The 16,436-nt window shown below is 65.4% G+C and carries 15 protein-coding genes; 6 read left to right on the top strand and 9 right to left on the bottom strand.

Annotated elements, in window-relative coordinates; all coding sequences use genetic code 11:
- Entirely contained in the window at positions 1 to 1,476 is a 1,476-nt protein-coding gene (locus KUV49_RS01265; RefSeq protein WP_222451256.1) for an aldehyde dehydrogenase family protein, read from the top strand.
- A gap of 4 nt (positions 1,477 to 1,480) precedes the next feature.
- Positions 1,481 to 2,497 carry a proline racemase family protein gene (locus KUV49_RS01260; protein WP_222451255.1) on the top strand — a complete coding sequence of 339 codons (1,017 nt, stop codon included), beginning with the start codon at positions 1,481 to 1,483 and terminating at the stop codon, positions 2,495 to 2,497.
- A 138-nt stretch (positions 2,498 to 2,635) separates the two neighbouring features.
- On the opposite strand, the gene KUV49_RS01255 is transcribed toward KUV49_RS01260, so the two are convergent.
- Positions 2,636 to 3,511 carry an alpha-1,2-fucosyltransferase gene (locus KUV49_RS01255; protein ID WP_222451254.1) on the bottom strand — a complete coding sequence of 292 codons (876 nt, stop codon included), beginning with the start codon at positions 3,509 to 3,511 and terminating at the stop codon, positions 2,636 to 2,638.
- A 304-nt stretch (positions 3,512 to 3,815) separates the two neighbouring features.
- Between KUV49_RS01255 and KUV49_RS01250 the strand changes: the two genes are divergently transcribed.
- Positions 3,816 to 4,721 (top strand): diacylglycerol/lipid kinase family protein, encoded by a 906-nt coding sequence (locus tag KUV49_RS01250; protein ID WP_222451253.1) that lies wholly within the window; start codon positions 3,816 to 3,818, stop codon positions 4,719 to 4,721.
- On the top strand, positions 4,718 to 5,527 hold the full coding sequence (locus tag KUV49_RS01245) for a metallophosphoesterase family protein (protein WP_222451252.1): 810 nt from the start codon (positions 4,718 to 4,720) through the stop codon (positions 5,525 to 5,527). The genes KUV49_RS01250 and KUV49_RS01245 overlap by 4 nt, the downstream gene beginning before the upstream one ends.
- Before the next feature lie 186 nt (positions 5,528 to 5,713).
- Here the strand turns inward: KUV49_RS01245 and KUV49_RS01240 are convergent, their stop codons facing one another.
- Positions 5,714 to 6,418 carry a type 1 glutamine amidotransferase domain-containing protein gene (locus KUV49_RS01240; RefSeq protein WP_222451251.1) on the bottom strand — a complete coding sequence of 235 codons (705 nt, stop codon included), beginning with the start codon at positions 6,416 to 6,418 and terminating at the stop codon, positions 5,714 to 5,716.
- A 229-nt stretch (positions 6,419 to 6,647) separates the two neighbouring features.
- On the opposite strand from KUV49_RS01240, the gene KUV49_RS01235 reads away from it, so the two are divergent.
- Positions 6,648 to 7,412, top strand: coding sequence for a class II aldolase and adducin N-terminal domain-containing protein (locus tag KUV49_RS01235; RefSeq protein WP_222451250.1), 765 nt, complete (start codon positions 6,648 to 6,650; stop codon positions 7,410 to 7,412).
- A 37-nt stretch (positions 7,413 to 7,449) separates the two neighbouring features.
- Here KUV49_RS01235 and KUV49_RS01230 read toward each other — a convergent pair whose 3' ends face one another.
- The gene (locus KUV49_RS01230) at positions 7,450 to 8,004 is read right to left on the bottom strand and encodes a YqgE/AlgH family protein (protein ID WP_315899556.1); all 555 of its coding nucleotides are present in this window, start codon (positions 8,002 to 8,004) and stop codon (positions 7,450 to 7,452) included.
- 161 nt (positions 8,005 to 8,165) lie between these two features.
- Between KUV49_RS01230 and KUV49_RS01225 the strand changes: the two genes are divergently transcribed.
- Complete coding sequence (locus KUV49_RS01225) at positions 8,166 to 8,963, top strand: protein-disulfide reductase DsbD domain-containing protein (protein WP_222451248.1); 798 nt, start codon at positions 8,166 to 8,168, stop codon at positions 8,961 to 8,963.
- Here the strand turns inward: KUV49_RS01225 and KUV49_RS01220 are convergent.
- The 6 genes from KUV49_RS01220 to KUV49_RS01195 all read right to left on the bottom strand — a co-directional run bounded on the left by KUV49_RS01220 (position 8,942) and on the right by KUV49_RS01195 (position 16,431).
- A complete protein-coding gene (locus tag KUV49_RS01220) occupies positions 8,942 to 12,334 on the bottom strand; it encodes an efflux RND transporter permease subunit (protein ID WP_222451247.1) in 3,393 nt (1,130 codons plus the stop codon). The genes KUV49_RS01225 and KUV49_RS01220 overlap by 22 nt on opposite strands.
- 3 nt (positions 12,335 to 12,337) lie before the next feature.
- Positions 12,338 to 13,792 carry an efflux RND transporter periplasmic adaptor subunit gene (locus KUV49_RS01215; RefSeq protein WP_222451246.1) on the bottom strand — a complete coding sequence of 485 codons (1,455 nt, stop codon included), beginning with the start codon at positions 13,790 to 13,792 and terminating at the stop codon, positions 12,338 to 12,340.
- Between the two features lie 96 nt (positions 13,793 to 13,888).
- Positions 13,889 to 14,431, bottom strand: a complete 543-nt coding sequence (moaB, locus tag KUV49_RS01210; protein ID WP_222451245.1) for a molybdenum cofactor biosynthesis protein B — start codon at positions 14,429 to 14,431, stop codon at positions 13,889 to 13,891.
- A 7-nt stretch (positions 14,432 to 14,438) separates the two neighbouring features.
- Positions 14,439 to 15,059: a LysE family translocator gene (locus tag KUV49_RS01205; RefSeq protein WP_222451244.1), complete on the bottom strand. Its 621-nt coding sequence runs from the start codon at positions 15,057 to 15,059 to the stop codon at positions 14,439 to 14,441.
- Entirely contained in the window at positions 15,059 to 15,652 is a 594-nt protein-coding gene (locus tag KUV49_RS01200) for a metallophosphoesterase family protein (protein ID WP_222451243.1), read from the bottom strand. The genes KUV49_RS01205 and KUV49_RS01200 overlap by 1 nt, the downstream gene beginning before the upstream one ends.
- Positions 15,649 to 16,431: a uracil-DNA glycosylase family protein gene (locus tag KUV49_RS01195; RefSeq protein ID WP_222451242.1), complete on the bottom strand. Its 783-nt coding sequence runs from the start codon at positions 16,429 to 16,431 to the stop codon at positions 15,649 to 15,651. Before KUV49_RS01195 ends, KUV49_RS01200 begins: the two co-directional genes overlap by 4 nt.
- Positions 16,432 to 16,436: the final 5 nt, after the last annotated feature.

Here is a 16,436-nt window from a genome sequence, read left to right as displayed (position 1 = left end):
ATGAAGGACCAGCTCTACATAGACGGCGCCTACGTCGCTTGTGCCTCGGGCGAGATGTTCGACGTGATCGACCCCACGGACCGCTCGGTGTTCCACCGCGTCCCGGCGGGCAACACCGAGGATATCGACCTGGCCGTCAAAGCGGCGCGGCGGGCCTTCGACGAAGGCCTCTGGCCGCGGATGTCGGGTGCCGAACGCGCCGCCGTCCTGCGGCGCATGGGCGACGAGATCGCCGCGCGCACCGACGAGATCGCGCGCATCGAGGTGCAGGACAACGGCAAGCCGCTGCCCGAGGCGGTCTGGGACATCGAGGATACCGCCGGTGTCTTCCATTTCTACGCCGATCTTGCCGAACGCTTCGACACCGAGGCAGAGCAGGATGTCGTACTGGGCATGGAGGGTTTCACCTCGAAGGCGGTGAAAGAGCCGGTTGGCGTCGCGGGGGCGATCATCCCGTGGAACTTCCCGCTTTTGATGGCGTCCTGGAAGGTCGCGCCAGCATTGGCGGCGGGTTGCACGGTGGTCCTGAAACCGTCGGAGTTGACGCCGGTTTCTGCGCTTGAGCTTGGCGGCATCGCCGAGCGTGCAGGGCTGCCGGCGGGGTGCCTGAACATCGTCACCGGGTTCGGCCTCGACGCCGGCGCGCCGCTGACCGAGCACCCGATGGTCGACAAGCTGGCCTTCACCGGGTCCGTTCCGACCGGCTCGCGGATCATGGCCACGGCGGCCAGGGACATCAAGACGCTGAGCCTGGAGCTTGGCGGCAAGTCCCCGCTGGTGGTCTTCGCCGACACGCCCATCGACGAAGCCGTCGAGTGGATCCTCTTCGGCATCTTCTGGAACCAGGGCGAGGTCTGTTCGGCCACCTCGCGCGTGCTGATCGAGGAAGACATCTATGAGCCGCTGATGGCGCGGTTGGTGGAGGAAGCAAAGAAGATCAAGATCGGGCACGGGCTGGAAGAGGGCGTGCTTCTCGGTCCGCTGGTCAGCCCGTTGCAGCACGAGAAGGTCCTGAACTGGATCGAAACCGGCAAGCGGGAGGCGCGGCTCGTGACCGGCGGTGGCGTTCCCGAGGGCCTTGAGGGCGGCTGCTATGTCGAGCCGACGATCTTTGCCGACATGCCCGAGGACGCGACGATCTGGACCGAGGAGATCTTCGGCCCGGTGGTCTGCGTGAAGTCCTTCAGGACCGAGGAAGAGGCGGTGCGACTTGCCAATGACACGCGCTTCGGCCTTGCCGCCGCGGTGATGTCGAGCGACCTTGAACGCGCGAACCGGGTGGCGCGCGCCTTCCGCGCCGGGATCGTCTGGATCAACTGCTCGCAGCCGACCTTCACCGAGGCGCCGTGGGGCGGTTACAAGCAATCCGGCATCGGGCGCGAGCTGGGTGAGTGGGGGTTCAACAACTACCTCGAGGTGAAGCAGATCACCACCTGGGATCGCCACAAGCCCTGGGGCTGGTATCTGAAGGAGTGAGCAAATGCGTTGGACCCGAACACTCCAGACCGTCGACGTGCATTGCGCCGGGGAAATCGGCCGGGTGATCACCGGGGGCGTCCTGAACGTCCCCGGCGAGACGATGGTCGCCAAGCTGCATCACCTGAATCACGTTGACGACGGCCTGCGCCGGTTTCTCTGCTCGGAACCGCGCGCCGCGCCTGCGGGGTCGTTCTGCCTGCTGGTGCCGGCGACGGTGCCCGAAGCCGACGTGGGCCTCATCATCCTGCAACCGGACCAAGCGCATGCCATGTCCGGGTCGAACGCGATGTGCGCGGCGACGGCCATGCTCGAAACCGGCATGATCGCCATGGTCGAGCCGGAGACGGTGGTCACGTTCGACACGGCGGCCGGGCTCGTGCGCGCCACCTGCGCCTGTGCGGACGGCAAGGTCACCAGTGTGGCCATCGACATGCCGGCCTCCTTCGTCAAAACGCGGGGCGCGACCATCGAGGCCGATGAATGGGGAACGGTCACCTATGACCTGTGCTTCGGCGGCGTGTTCTATGCGCTTGTGGATGCGGCGGAACTTGGCCTGACGTTAACGCCCGAGAATGCCCGCGAGATCGCCACGAAGGGCGTGCGCCTGCGCAATCTTATCGCGCCCGAGTGCGCGGCCGGCCACCCGACCGTGCCGGAGCTCGACGGGCTCGCCTACGTGATGTTCCACTCGACCGATCCCGATGGCGTGCTGCGGACCTGCACCACGTTGCGCCCCGGGCGCGCCGACCGATCCCCCTGCGGGACCGGATCGAACGCGACCATGGCGATGCGCCACGCCGCGGGCACGGTTCGGCCCGGTGACCGGATCGTGTCGCGGTCGATCATCGGGGGCGAGTTCGTGACGGAGTTCCTGGAGGAAACCATGGTCGGAGACGTGCCGGCGACCCGCAACCGGATCTCCGGCCAATGCTGGATTTACGCGATGACCCAGATCGGACTTGATCCGACGGACCCGTTCCCGCACGGCTTCATCCTATCCGATACCTGGGGCGGATGACATGGCGGCGGAGCTGAAAGCACGTGTCAGGCAGTGGGCAGCCATGGCCGCTGTCGTGTCGCGGCGCTGCCGAGAGGCGTTGTTTGCGGCATGGACTTGCGGTCTGCAGGGCACAGGCAGGACGGCCCTAGTGATTTCCTAAACGTCCAAGACGATAACGTTTTTGTCGTCTTTGCTGAAAAGAGCGTGGGAACTTGGCTCGACAATCAGGCGGGACGGATCTCCGAGTAACCTGGCGTATTTCCCAAAGGCTCCTTGCGAGCTGACAAATGACTGGCATCGGGACATGAGATACAAGTCCACGAAGCCCCGGTCTGAACCGTTGTTGTCAACAACGACGTAAGAGGTTTCAGGTCCCAGGCTTCTGCCGATATTCTCTTTCACCCAGTCCGGCTCGTCCGAGAAGAAATAAAATGTCGTATCTTCATGTCTGGCGTCAACTTCAGCGAGGGCTCTTGTAAAGTAATCCGGACCCAGGGCCTTGCCGTAGTGCTGATGATCATTTGAAAGATCCCCTCGACGAACATGGACACCGCACGTGTTGGGCTCTCGCTTGATCTGCTCCAGCAGTTCCAGGTCTTCATTCGAGAAGTAGGAGGCGTCGGGTGCAAAGCTTTCGGACAGAAGTTTCTGGTGTTTGACGACCAGCTTCCAGCGGTCATAGAAACCGCCGAGATACGCGGGCGCCATGACTGTCGTTGGGTCCCCCTCCGTAAAGTTGTTCAATCTTTTCAGAACGGTTCTTTCGAACTTCGAAGCCTCAACAAGGTTCAGGGAGGGAAAAGCCTTTGGGAAATCGAGATTTCTCGGGAACCGGCCATTCAGGTCCATGCCGTTGGATCTGAACCATGAGTTGTCGAATTTAACGTCGTACCCTGAACCAGCTAACTCGTGACCAAGCGCCCAAAAACCAATCTGGCTGGCCAGCCCGCCTTCATTGCGAATGACGACGAGGTTGTCTTCGGCAAATAACTTGCCTAGCGCGTTGAGCATGTGTCGGCGGACGGTTGTCATGGAACTCTTGTTAACCCTCAGGTCCTGAAGTTTGCAGGATTGTCCGGATATCCAGGACCTGGAAAGCGGACTGATCAAATGGACGTCATGCACACCTCGTGTCAAGAGGTCGACCCGCGCCTTTCGCGGTTGCATCGGCGCGCGCCGGAATTCCCTGCGCGGTAATGCGCGGAGACGTGGACGTTCCCCCTTGGCCAGAGGAACAGATGCCGCCCTTCCGCAGTTGGGTCTGGTGACGCCCCGGGCAGGAGGCCCGGGACGACCGAAGACCCCAAAACGCTTGAAAGCCCATATGTCTCACATCGTGATCCTGAACACCGACTCTGGAAAGGGCGACGCCAATCCGGATGCCGATACAATCGAGGAATTGTTCAAGGCGCGTGGGACGCCCGTCAAGATCGTGCCGGTTTCTAGCGGAGACGACCTTTCGGCGAAGGTGGCGCAGGTCATCGAGGAGTCCGGCGTCGAGTGCGTTGTGGCCGCGGGCGGCGACGGAACCATCTGTGCCGTGGCTGGCGCGCTCGCCGACAGCGGCATCGATCTTGGCGTGCTTCCGTTCGGAACGTTCAACTATTTCGCACGGCGGTTCGGCATTCCCGAGGACGCGGAAGAGGCCGTAGACGCGATTTGCCGTGGACGTGGCGAGAAGATCGATCTGGGCTGTGTCAACGGGCGTGTCTTCATCAACAATGCGAGCATCGGTCTGTACCCGACGATCCTGAAGGAGCGAGAGAGCGTCTATCAGCGTTGGGGACGTTCGAGGCTGGCCGCGTACTGGTCGGTCCTTGTTGCGATGGTCACCGTCTATCGGCCCCTGACGATGCGCATCGAGGTCGACGGAGAGTTGCAAAGCGCGAAGGCTCCGACGTTGTTCGTCGCGATGAGTGCGTATCAGCTGGATGAATTTGAAATCGAGGGCGCGGACGCGGTTCGGGCCGGCAAGTTCGCGATTTTGCTGGCGCCGGATGTCGGGCGGTTCATGCTTGTCTGGAAAGCCCTGCTTGTTGCGTTGCGCGATGTGCGCAAAGGCCGGGATTTCACCTTGCTCACGGGCGAGCACGCAACCGTCGAGATCAGGCGGTCGGCGCGGGATGTCGCCCTGGACGGGGAAAGACACCGGATGAAGGCGCCGTTCACGTTCAGCATCCTGAAGGACGCCATCACCGTCCGGGTGCCCGAGACCGCGAGCAAGCCGGATGCGGCCGAATGACACGGCTCGTTCAGATCAGTGACCTGCATTTCGGTCGGGAGGATCCCGATCTGCTGGAGCCGCTTCGGACGGCGATAGGAGCTGCGGCCCCGGATCTGGTGGTCATGGCCGGCGATTTCGTCCAGCGCGCCCGGGCCTCGCAGTTCCGGCCGGCGGCTGAGTTCATGAACTCGCTCGGCCGACCATGGCTGGGTGTGCCGGGGAACCACGACATCCCGCTGTACAATCTGCTATTGAGGGCCTGGGACCCCTTTCGACGGTACAGGCGCTGGATTTGCCAGGAGCTTGCCCCCACGGTCGATCTTGGAGAGGTCAGGGTGGTGGGGCTGAACACGACGGACCCATGGGCGCATCAGCGGGGGCGTGTCGCGACGGCCGATGTGCACAGGATTGGCGAGGCCATTTCCGCGCCTCGGGCCGGCCTGACCGTGATCGCGGCACACCACCCGTTTCACCATACCGAAGATATCGAGAAAGATCTGATGGTCGGCGCCTCGGACGCGCTGGAACACTGGGCGCGATGCGGTCCTCATATCATCATGTCGGGCCACCTGCACCAATGGCTCGTGGAACCGTTCGTGCGCCGCAAGGGCGCGGACATGACCCTGCAATTGCACTGCGGCACCGGCCTTTCGACACGTCGGCGAGGCCATCCGAACGATTTCGCGGTGCTGGACTGCAATGCCGACGATGTCACCATCACGAGAATGGTCGCCGAGGACGGCGAGTTTCAACGGTCGGCCCGCACGCGGTACCTGGTCGGGGATCATGGCTGGCAAAGAGAGGGCGCGCAGATCGAGCGGTGATTGACGTATGTCTTACTTCGGTTGGCATGTTGACTTGCAGGAGGATGTCGCCGGCGCACATGACGAAGGCGCGCCCGTGGCTTGTTGGCGCGGCGGTAAGGTTACTTTTGAAGGCATGGAGAGGCAGGGTGGGTTTTCACCCACCCTACGAGTGGAAGCGCTTGGTTCGGTTTGCATGCCTGACAGTCAGGCGGCCTGCTTTTTCTGATCCAGCGCGTCGAGCACCATCTGTGCGACCTTCTCGGCGGATTGAGGGTTCTGCCCGGTGATCAGGTTGCCGTCCTGGACGGCGAAGGGCTGGAAATCCGGAGCGCTGTGATGGTCGGCACCGAGAGCCTTGAGCCGTGACGCCAGAAGGAACGGCACGGCCTTGTCGAGACCCACGGCGCGTTCCTCGCTGTCGGTGAATGCGGCAACCTTGCGGCCGGCGACAAACGGCTTGCCGTCGGGCCGCGTCGGTCCGGCGAGGGCGGCGGGGCCATGACAGACAGCGGCGATGAGCTTGCCGTCGCGGTCGAACGTCTCGATCAGGCGGGCAAGGTCGGGGTTGTCGGGAAAGTCGAACATTGTTCCGTGCCCGCCGGGCAGGAAGAGAGCGTTGAAATCTGACGGATCGAGGGAATCGAAGCGCGGTGTCTTGGCTACGGCAGACCGGGCTGCGGTGTCGTCCATGTAGCGCTGCACCGATGTTTCGCGGTCGTCTTCTACGGCAAGGCTTCGGGCATCCACGGGAATTTCCCCGCCAGAAATGGATGCGAGCGTGACGTGCGCGCCCGCGTCGCGGAACGCGTAATAGGGCGTAGTCAACTCTTCCAGCCAGAGGCCGGTGGACTCGCCGTCACTCATGCGGCTGGCAGAGGTGGCGATGATGAGAATATTGGAGTGCGTCATGATCGTCTCCTTTTCAGAATCGGCTGGTAACGCACGCGATCGCGTCGGGGGCGCCTTCAGTGTGTTCATGTTTCTGGAGTTTGAACGCGCGAACGAGGGGTGGATTTCCATCGGAGCGTGAATTCTTGAAGGACCGGGAGAAACGGGTCCCGACATCCGTGGAAACGGGTTTGAAAATTCTGCTTCGTTGGCGCAATCTGCAGCCGAGCCCCGGACAAGGAGATGTACCATGCTGCAGACTGGACACCACGATACAGTGGCGAACATCGCCCATTGGAAAGAGCGGGTGGAACTGGCGGCGGCGTTTCGCTGGACCGCGCGGCTGAACATGCACGAGGCCGTCGCGAACCATTTCAGCCTGTCGGTGAACGCGGATGGCACGCAGTTCCTGATGAATCCCAACCAGGTGCATTTCAGCCGGGTCAAGGCATCGGACCTGCTGTTGATCGACGCCAACGACCCAGAGACGCTGGAGCACCCCGGAGCACCGGACCCGACCGCATGGGGTTTGCATGGCGGGGTGCATCGGGCGTGCCCGCATCACCGTTGCCTGATGCATGTGCATTCGATCTACGCCACGGTGCTGGCCAGCCTGGCCGACAGCCGCCTGCCACCGATCGACCAGAACTGCGCCACCTTCTTCAACCGCTACGTCATAGATGACGGCTATGGCGGGCTGGCCTTCGAGGACGAGGGCGCACGCTGCGCGGCGATGCTGGGGGACCCGGCCAAGAAAGTGATGATCATGGGCAATCACGGCATCCTGGTGATGGGCGATACCGTCGCCGATTGCTTCAACCGCATGTACTATTTCGAGCGGGCCGCCGAGACCTATATCCGCGCGTTGCAGACGGGACAGCCGTTGCGGGTGCTACCGGACGAGGTGGCCGAGAAGACCGCGCGCGAAATTGAAGACTATCCGGAGCAGGGCGACCGGCACCTGGCGGAACTGATGGCGATCCTCGACGCGGAAGGGTCGGATTACGCCGCGTGACACCGGGCGGGTAAAAGCCTTAACAGGTCTTTTACCGTCAGGCGCGGCCGGCCTCGGACGAGAGGGTGACGGAACTGACGCCCAGTTTCTGCAGGGCGGATTCCCACTTGGTCGCGTCGGCGTGGGAGAACACGATCTCCTTGTCGGCCTCGACCGTGAGCCACGCGTTTTGAGATAATTCGCTTTCCAGCTGGCCGGGACCCCAGCCGGCATAGCCCAGGGCCACGATATTGCGCAGGGGGCCGCGGCCCAGCGCAAGATCCTCGAGGATGTCCATTGTCGCGGTCATGGCGAAATCGTCGTTCACGTCCAGCGTCGAGATCGCCGAGTGATAGCCGTAATCATGCAGAACGAAGCCCCGACCGTGTTCCACCGGGCCGCCGAAATGCACGGGAAGGTTGGTCATGTCGCGCCCCTGTGCGATGTCGAGTTGGTCCAGAAGGTCGCTGAGGCGCAGGTCGTCGGCGCGCTTGTTGACGATAAGACCCATGGCGCCCTCGGGCGAATGGGCGCAGATGAAGACCACCGACTGTGCGAAGCGGTCGTCGCCCATGGCGGGCATGGCGATCAGCAGTTTTCCGGTCAGGTCAATGTCGCTCAAGGCGGTCCCCGGTGGTTTGGTTGCAGAACCCATGATGGGGGTGCGGGGCGCTCTGTGCAACCATCCCACCTTGAGAGTGGCGGGATTTCTCGCTTCAATGTGAATTGGCAAAGCCGATGAAACCCGCCATGAGAGGCCACATGCGAAAGATCATGACCCTATTGAAAGCTGCTCTTCTGGCCACGTGCGCCGGGTCCGTTTCGGCGCAGGATACCGCGGACATGGTGCGGGTCGACGTGCTGCCGGGATGGCGGGCGGCGGATGGCAGCCACTACGCGGGCCTGCGGCTGGACCTTGCGCCGGGATGGAAAACCTATTGGCGCAGTCCGGGCGAGGCCGGGGTGCCGCCGCTTTTCAACTGGCGGGGGTCGCGCAACCTTTCGGGCGTCGACGTGATCTGGCCGTCGCCCAAGCCGGTGCCGCAATTCGGGTTCATGACCATCGGCTATGACCATGACGTGGTGGTGCCGTTGCGCGTTCGCCCCAAGGCGGGCGGGCGCGACGTGCGTCTCGAGGGCCAGCTGGAGATCGGGGTGTGCAAGGACATCTGCGTGCCGATCAGCGTGAACGTGGCGCAGGTGTTGCCAAGTGCCGCGAAAAAGCCGGACCCGGCCATCGTGGCAGCCCTGACCGAGCGGCCCTACGGTGCCGAGGAGGCCGGCGTTCGGAGCGTGGCCTGCCGGCTGTCGCCCGTCGAGGGGGGCGTCGAGTTGACCGCGACGATCCGGATGCCGAAACTGGGCGTGTCGGAATACGCGGTGGTCGAGGCGGGTGATCCGAGGCTTTGGGTCTCTGCGCCCGAAACGACCCGCCAAGGGGAGACATTGGTAACGCGTGCAGTTCTGAGCCATGTCGACGGGCGGTCGTTTGCAGTCGACCGCCGGAGCCTGCGCTTTACGGTGCTGAGCCGGGGCGGCGCGGTGGATATTCAGGGCTGCTCGGCGGGCTGACGGCGCAGGGCGTGGCGGATCGCGACTACGGTATAGAGCAGCAGAACGATCACCAGGCTTCCAACGGCGAAGAGTAGCAGCGCCGTCGGCATCGGCGCGGCGAGGGCCAGTCCGGAGAGCGGCCCTGGCAGGCTGCCGGTGACCGCCGCTGCGCCAAGCGTGGCGGCGAAGAGTGCCGCGATGGCCACCCCGCCCGCCAGCATGACACCGCGCAATTCCCCGGGTTTGGAGCGCAGGGCGCGGCGAAGGGAGGCGGTCTGGCGCGCGACATCGGATTGGATGGCGATGATCGCGGGGACCAGCAGCAGGACGAGCACCATGCCGAAGGCGAGGCCGTAGACCAGCGTGATGACCGTGGGCTTGATGAACTGCGCCTGGGTCGATTGCTCGAAGAGAAGCGGGGCGAGGCCCAGCACCGTGGTGAGCGTGGTCAGCATGACGGGGCGCAGCCGGTCGACGGCGCCTTCGATGATCGCAGGGACGATGCCGCGCTCCTTGGCGTAGTCGTCGATGGTGGTGACCAGCACGATCGAGTCGTTGATGATGATGCCGGTCATGCCCAGAAGCCCCACGACTGTGAACATCGACAGCGGTACGTCCCAGAAGGCGTGCCCGTAGATCGTGCCGACAAGGCCGAAGGGGATGATGGACATCACCACGATGGGCCGGGTCCAGCTCGCGAAGACCCAGGCGAGGACGAGGTAGATGCCGGTCAGCGTCAGGATCAGTCCCAGCCGCGCGTCGTCCAGGAACTCGCCTTCCTGTTCGGCAAGGCCGCCCAGTTGCCATTCGACCTGGTGGACGCTGGCGATGCGCGGCAGGATCTCGGTTTCCAGCGCGGTGCTGATTTCGGCGGCGCGGGCGGGATCGTCCTCGGAAATGTCGCCGGTGACGTTGATGTGACGGATGCCGTTTTCGCGCCGGATGGTGGAGAAGCCGACGCGCTCGGTCACGCTGACGATGTCGGCCAGCGGCAGGTAGGCGCCGGTGGGCGCGCGGACCTGCATGCGTTCGAGGAAGTCGGCCGTGAGCTCGGATTCGGGCACCTCGACCCGGATCTCGGCGCTGCGGGCGCTGTCGGGATAGGTCGCGGCCTCGATCCCGTTGAGACGGTGGCGCAGGACGGTGCCGAGATCGTCGATGGTAAAGCCGAGCGCCTGGCCCTGCGGGGTGAGTTCGAGGATCAGTTCCTGCTTGTCATAGGCCAGGTTGTCCTCGACCGCCGATACCTCGGGATAGTCGAGCAGCGCGGATTTGAGCGCCTCGGAGGCGTCCTTCAGAGTCTCGGCGGTGGCGCCGTAGAATTCCACGTCGAGCGCGTCGCCGCCGGGGCCGGAGCGCCAGCCGCGAAAGCTGAGTTCCTCGGTCAGGGGGTGACGGGGGACGGCATCCTGCAGCTCGGCGACGAAGGCGAAGGAGGAATAGGGGCGCAGGTCGGGGTCGATGAGTTCGATCGAGATCCCGCCAAGCTGATCGGGCTCCTTGGTGTCGGCCCCGGCAAGGCCGCCGCCTGCATTTCCGCCGATCTGGGCGATGGCGAACTTGATGGGGTTGGCGCCGTAGCGATTCTCGTAATCGTCGCCGAGGTCTTCGACGGCGGTCTGGATCTGGCGCATCATGGCCAGCGTGTCGTCGCGCGTGGCGCCGGGCGCCATGGAGAAGTTGCCTGTCACGCTGCCGCGTTCGGGGGCGTTGAAGAAGCGCCATTGCACGTCGCCCTTGATGAAGAGCGCGGCCTGCGAGGCGAGGAGCACGATGATGCCGGCCAGCACCGGGTAGCGGGCGCGGACGACCAGCGCCATGAAGGGGCGGAAGGCGCGTTCGCGCAGCCAGACGAAGCCGCGATTTACCGTGCGCGACGGCCAGTCGTACCAGCGTTCCTTCCCTGCGTGGGCGAGCGCGTGGGACATGTGGTGTGGCAGGATCAGGAAGCACTCGACCAGAGAGGCGGTCAGCACCACGATCACCGTGAAGGGGATGTCGATGATCAGGTCGCCGAAGCGTCCGCCGATGGCGACAAGACCGAAGAAGGCGATGAGCGTGGTGAGCGTGGCGGAAAAGACCGGCAGCGCCATGCGCCGGGCGGCACGTTCGGCGGCCTGCACGGGGTTTTCGCGGTACTTTCGCACGCGGGCGTCGGCGTGTTCGCCCACCACGATGGCGTCATCCACCACGATGCCCAGCGTGATGATGAGCGCAAAGAGCGAGATCATGTTGATGGTCAACCCCGCCGCGTACATCAGCGCGATGGCCGCCAGCATCGCCACGGGAATGCCCGCCGCGACCCAGAAGGCGGTGCGGGCGTTGAGGAACAGAAACAGCAGCGAGACCACCAGTGCCAGCCCGGTCAGGCCGTTGTCCATCAGCATGTCGAGACGGCCCGAGATGGCGTCTGAGCGCGTGTTGATGAGCGTCAGTTCCGTGCCTTCGGGCAGGGTGGCTTCCATCTGGGCGGCGATGTCCTCGACCCGGGCCTGTATGGCCAGCGCGTCGCCGTTGGCGGAGCGGTCGACGCGGATCTGAAGGGCCGGGTTGTTGCCGACGAAATACTGTTGCTCGCGGTCGATGCCTTCGACCCGCACGTCGGCCACGTCACCGATGGTGAGCTTGGAGCCGTCGGGATTGGAGCGCAGGATCAGCGCCTCGATCTGGTCGGTGGCGCGTTTCTCGGTGCCGATGCGGACGCGGGTGGCGCCGCCGGTGACGTCGCCCGCCGGGTCGGTGTCGGCCTCGGCTGCGATCACGGCGGCGATCTCGGCCATGGTGATGTCGTGGGCCAGCAGGTTGGTTGTGGGCACCTCGACGATGGTGTGCGGCGCGGCGACGCCTTGCAGCGTGGTGCGGGTGACGCCGGCGTCGTAGAGGCGGGTGACCAGCTCGTCGGCGAACTGCCCCAGCTGGGGCGTGGCGACGGGGCCGGTCAGGACGATATCGGTGACGCGGTCGCGCCACGCGCCGCGGGTGACGCGGGGTTCCTCGGCCTCTTCGGGCAGGTCGGTGATGCTGTCGACTGCAGCCGAGACATCGTCGGCGGCACGGCCCATGTCCCAGCCCGGCTCGAATTCAAGCTGGATGCTGGCGGTGTTCTCGCGCGAGGTGGCTTGCGAGGTTTCCACGCCTTCGACGGCCAGAAGCGCGGGTTCGAGCACCTGTACGATGCCGGCGTCGATATCCTCGGCGCTGGCGCCGTCCCAGAGGACGGAAACGCTGACTTCGTCGATTATGACGTCCGGGAAGAACTGCGCCTGCATCCGGGGGGCGGCGGCGAGGCCGAGGACCACGAGGACCACGAGCAGCAGGTTCGCCGCCGTGGGGTGGCGGGTGAAATAGGACAGGATGCCGCCGGCGCGGTCGGGCAGGTCGCGGACCATGGGTTAGCTGCCCATGCGGCGTTCGAGCCGTTCGACGGTTTGTGCCGGGACTTCCGGAAGCTCCAGTTGACCCAGAAGGCGGGTCTTCATGGCGGCGGGAATGTCTGGGCTGTTTTCGACGAATTGTCGTAGGCGGGCGCGACGATCCTCGGAAAGTTCGAGCATCTGGGCTGTTTCCTCGGCCTCGGGCGAGGTGCCCAGAGGGCGGACCTTGAGGCCGGGGCCCAGAAGCGGGCTGCGCTCGGTCACGATTTCGAGGCCGTCGAGGCCGTCACCAGCCACGAGGATGTCGTTGCCCTGGCGGCGGACCAGCGTGACGGGGACGGCGCGCAGGCGCTCTTCGGTGGTCAGGGCCAGCACGGTGCCGTCCGAGCCAAGTGCGGTGGCGGGCAGGCGGACGATATTGTCGAGCGGCGGTTCCTCGATCAGGACCGAGACGAAGTCGCGCGGTTTGAGGCCTTGGGGGTCGTCGATGCGGGCATAGACCAGACGCCCGGTCTGGCCTTCCTCGACCCCGGCGCTGTCGCGTGTGATGCGGCCGGTGGTTTCCATTTCCAGCCCGAAGACGTCGAGGCGGATGCGGACAGGGGCGAGGATCAGGTCGCCGTTTTCGTCCAGCAGGCGGCGGTGTTGCGCGGTGGAGACCCGGAAGGCCACGTCCAGTGCGGTGGTGTCGATGAGGTCGGCCAGCTTCTCGTTCGCGGAGACGAGCCGGCCCTCGACGACGCTGACGGCCTGAAGCGTGCCGGTGAAGGGGGCGGTGATGGTGGTCTCGTCCAGCGTCTTCTGCGCCTCGGCGAGCGCGATGCGGCTGCGCGACAGGCGGGTCTGGGCCTGGTCGACGCGGGCCTCGGCGGTCGCCTCGGCCTGACGGCGGGTCAGCACGGCCTGTTCGGCGCTGGCGGCGTCGAGTTCAGCGAGTTCGACGGCGGCAGCGGTGCCGACGCCGCGCTCCTCCAGATCAAGCTGGCGGTCGAGGGCGCGCTTGCGCAGCTCGGCCTGAGACTGCGCCGCGGCAAGCTCGTCTCGGGCGAGGTTGAGGCCGCGTTCGGCCTCGCGCACCTCGGCCTCGGCATCGGTGAGGTCGGCGCGGGCGAGGTCGAGGGCGAATTGCGCGTCGGTCGGGTCGATGCGGGCCAGCACCTGCCCGTCGCGGACGCGGCCGCCATCCTCGAAAAGTGCGGTCAGTTCAGTGACGCGGCCCGAGGTGTCGGAGCGGATTTCCAGCGTGCGGCGACTTTCGACCTCGCCATAGGCTGTCAGGATCGGGGTTTGCGTGCCCGGTTCGGCGGTGACGGTGTTGACGGCGAAGACGCGCTCACGCCGCTCGGGCGCTTGGGTTTCGGCGCTCATGCGTTGTTGGACGGCGGAAAACACGATCTGACCGGCATAGGCGAACAGGCCCACTGTCAGGGACAGCAGGAACAGTCCGGTCAGGCTGTGGCGCAGGAACCGCATTCAGATCAACCTTTTAAGCCACTTGGCGCGGGGCAGTCATACCATAAAGATAGACGCCCGCGGCAAGGTTTCATGGTGCTGATACGCGGCCAAAGGTCACTTCCGTCGTAAATGTTCGTCCAGACGCGGCATTATTTCGACGAAGTTACAGGGGCTGTGGCGATAGTCGAACTGGTAGGCCAGGATTTCATCCCATGCGTCCTTGCACGCACCGGGGCTGCCGGGCAGGGCGAAAAGGTAGGTGCCGTTTGCAACACCGCCCGTCGCGCGTGACTGCACTGCGCTGGTTCCGATCTTCTGCATGGAAACGATGGTGAAGACAGTCCCGAACGCGTCGATTTCCTTTTCATAGACGTCCCTGTGCGCCTCGACCGTCACGTCGCGGCCCGTGAGGCCGGTGCCGCCGGTGGAGAGGACCACGTCGATTTCGGGGCTGGCGATCCATTCGCGCAGCTGCTCGGTAATCTGGTCGCGCTCGTCGCGGACGACCATGCGGTCGGCGAGGATGTGGCCTGCGCCCTCGATCCGGTCTACCAGCACGGCACCGGAGCGATCCTGGTTGAGGTCGCGGCTGTCGGAGACGGTCAGGACGGCGATGCGGACCGGGATGAACTCCCTGGTGTCGTCGATGCGGCTCATGGTCGGGTCAGGTCCTTTCGATCAGGGCGAGGCGCAGGGCAAGGCCGGTGAAGATGGTGGCGCAGACATAGCCGATGCCCCGGGCGAAGCCGGGCGAGCGGGCCATGCGGCGGCCAAGGCCGCCAGCGAAGACGCCGACGGCGGCGTTGACGACGAAGCCGCCCGCCGCGATGACCGCGCCGAGGAGCAGGAACTGGGCCAGCACGCTGCCGCGGGCGGGGTCGATGAACTGCGGCAGGAAGGCCAGCACGAAAAGGATCACCTTGGGGTTCGTCAGGTTCACGACCATCCCGTCTCGAAAGGCGCGGGAGGGTTTGACGGGCGGCGTGTCGCCGGCTTGGGGCGGGTGGCGCAGGGCCTGCCACGCCAGCCAGAGCAGGTAGGCGATGCCGGCCCAGCGGATCACGTCGAAGAGCCAGGGCAGGGTGGCGACGGCGGCCCCGAGGCCAAGCCCCGCAAGGGTGACGTGCACCATCCCGCCCAGCACGATTCCGGCGCTGGCGGCGACGGCGGGGCGCGGGCCGCCGCGCAGGCCCCGGCCGAGGCAGAACATCATGTCCGCGCCGGGTGTGAGGTTCAGCGCCACGGCGGCGGGAACGAAGGCCAGCAGGGTGAGCGTGTCGATCATCAGAGATCGAACCAGTTGGGCCGGGGGCCGAGATTGACCACCTGCGTGGCGCCTATGCGCCCGGTCACGCCCCAGCTGTCGTGGATATGGCCACAAAGGGCCAGTTTCGGCTGGATCCGCTCGATCGCGTCGCGGATGGCGGTGGAGCCCACGGACATGTCGAGCGAGGTCAGGTCGGCCACGCCCTTGGGCGGGGAATGCAGAACGAGGATGTCGGCGCTCTCGCATGCGGCGAGCAGGGTCTCGGCCTCTGCGTTGGAGAGGTCGCAGGACCAGTCGCCGAAAGGCGTGACGGGCACGCCGTAGCCGAGGCCGAAGAGGGAAAGGTCGCCCTGGGTGGTTCCGGTGCCGTGGAGCACGGTCATGTTGGGCAGGGCAGCGGCGGAGAGCTCGTCTAAGCTCTCGGCGTTGCCGGGGACTGCGACGATGGGAGCGACAATGCCGGACAGCATCTCCATCGCCTCGTCGAGCCCGGCGCGGTGGTTGCAAAAGTCGCCGGCGCCGATCACCAGGTCGGCCTCGGCGCTGGCGGCGACAAGGTCGGCGGCGCGGGCGCGTGCGAGATGCAGATCGGAAAAGGCGAGAATCTTCATGACTGTCCTTCGAGGCGGGCCTGAAGGTCGAGCAGGTCGGCCCAGGCGGCGCGTTTCTCATGGGGTTTGCGCAAGAGGTAGGCGGGGTGGAACATTGGCAGGGCTGGCTTGCCGAATGCTTGCGCCCACTGGCCGCGCAGGCGGGTGATGCCGCGTTTGCCCAGTGCCGCCTGGCAGCTGATATTGCCCATGAGCACGATCACTTCGGGGTCGACCAGTTGCACGTGGCGTTCGACGAAAGGCAGCATCATCGCGATTTCCTGCGGGTTCGGATCGCGGTTCTGCGGCGGGCGCCAGGGCAGGATGTTGGTGATGTAGGCGCCGGTGGCAGCGTCGTCGTTCTGTCGCGACAGGCCGATGGCGGCCAGCATCTTGTCCAGGAGCTGCCCGGCCCGGCCGACGAAGGGTTTGCCCTGCTGGTCCTCGTCGCGGCCCGGGGCCTCGCCGATGATCATCAGGCGGGCGGACGGGTGGCCGTCTGAGAAGACGAGGTTGCGCGCGCCGCGCTTCAGGTCGCAATGCTCGAACGCGGCGAGCGCGGATTTTAGCGCATCGAGAGAGCCTGCTTCGGCGGCGGCGAACCCGGCCTCGGCCGCGGTGTCGAGCTCGGGTGCCTTAGCAGGAATGGGGGGCGCCGCGTCGGGTTTCTTGGCCGGTGTCAGCCGCTCGGGCGCCTCGTAGCGGTTTACGGGCGCGTCGCCGATCGCCTCGGTCGCGCCGAGGTCGATCTGCCAGTCGAGCAGGGCAAGGGCGGTGTGCGAATCCAAGGGGGCGGTCATGAGGC

Source organism: Roseovarius atlanticus (assembly GCF_019802205.1).
Lineage (GTDB): Bacteria > Pseudomonadota > Alphaproteobacteria > Rhodobacterales > Rhodobacteraceae > Roseovarius > Roseovarius atlanticus_A.
The sequence above is the reverse complement of the archived record's forward strand: the minus strand, read 5'-3'. Positions and strand labels throughout refer to the sequence as shown.

Coding starts and splice junctions, on each gene's coding strand:
- KUV49_RS01265 (WP_222451256.1), top strand. CDS start 1: ATGAAGGACCAGCTCTACATAGACGGCGCCTACGTCGCTTGTGCCTCG.
- KUV49_RS01260 (WP_222451255.1), top strand. CDS start 1,481: ATGCGTTGGACCCGAACACTCCAGACCGTCGACGTGCATTGCGCCGGG.
- KUV49_RS01255 (WP_222451254.1), bottom strand. CDS start 3,511: ATGACAACCGTCCGCCGACACATGCTCAACGCGCTAGGCAAGTTATTT.
- KUV49_RS01245 (WP_222451252.1), top strand. CDS start 4,718: ATGACACGGCTCGTTCAGATCAGTGACCTGCATTTCGGTCGGGAGGAT.
- KUV49_RS01240 (WP_222451251.1), bottom strand. CDS start 6,418: ATGACGCACTCCAATATTCTCATCATCGCCACCTCTGCCAGCCGCATG.
- KUV49_RS01235 (WP_222451250.1), top strand. CDS start 6,648: ATGCTGCAGACTGGACACCACGATACAGTGGCGAACATCGCCCATTGG.
- KUV49_RS01225 (WP_222451248.1), top strand. CDS start 8,166: ATGACCCTATTGAAAGCTGCTCTTCTGGCCACGTGCGCCGGGTCCGTT.
- KUV49_RS01220 (WP_222451247.1), bottom strand. CDS start 12,334: ATGGTCCGCGACCTGCCCGACCGCGCCGGCGGCATCCTGTCCTATTTC.
- KUV49_RS01215 (WP_222451246.1), bottom strand. CDS start 13,792: ATGCGGTTCCTGCGCCACAGCCTGACCGGACTGTTCCTGCTGTCCCTG.
- moaB (WP_222451245.1), bottom strand. CDS start 14,431: ATGAGCCGCATCGACGACACCAGGGAGTTCATCCCGGTCCGCATCGCC.
- KUV49_RS01205 (WP_222451244.1), bottom strand. CDS start 15,059: ATGATCGACACGCTCACCCTGCTGGCCTTCGTTCCCGCCGCCGTGGCG.
- KUV49_RS01200 (WP_222451243.1), bottom strand. CDS start 15,652: ATGAAGATTCTCGCCTTTTCCGATCTGCATCTCGCACGCGCCCGCGCC.
- KUV49_RS01195 (WP_222451242.1), bottom strand. CDS start 16,431: ATGACCGCCCCCTTGGATTCGCACACCGCCCTTGCCCTGCTCGACTGG.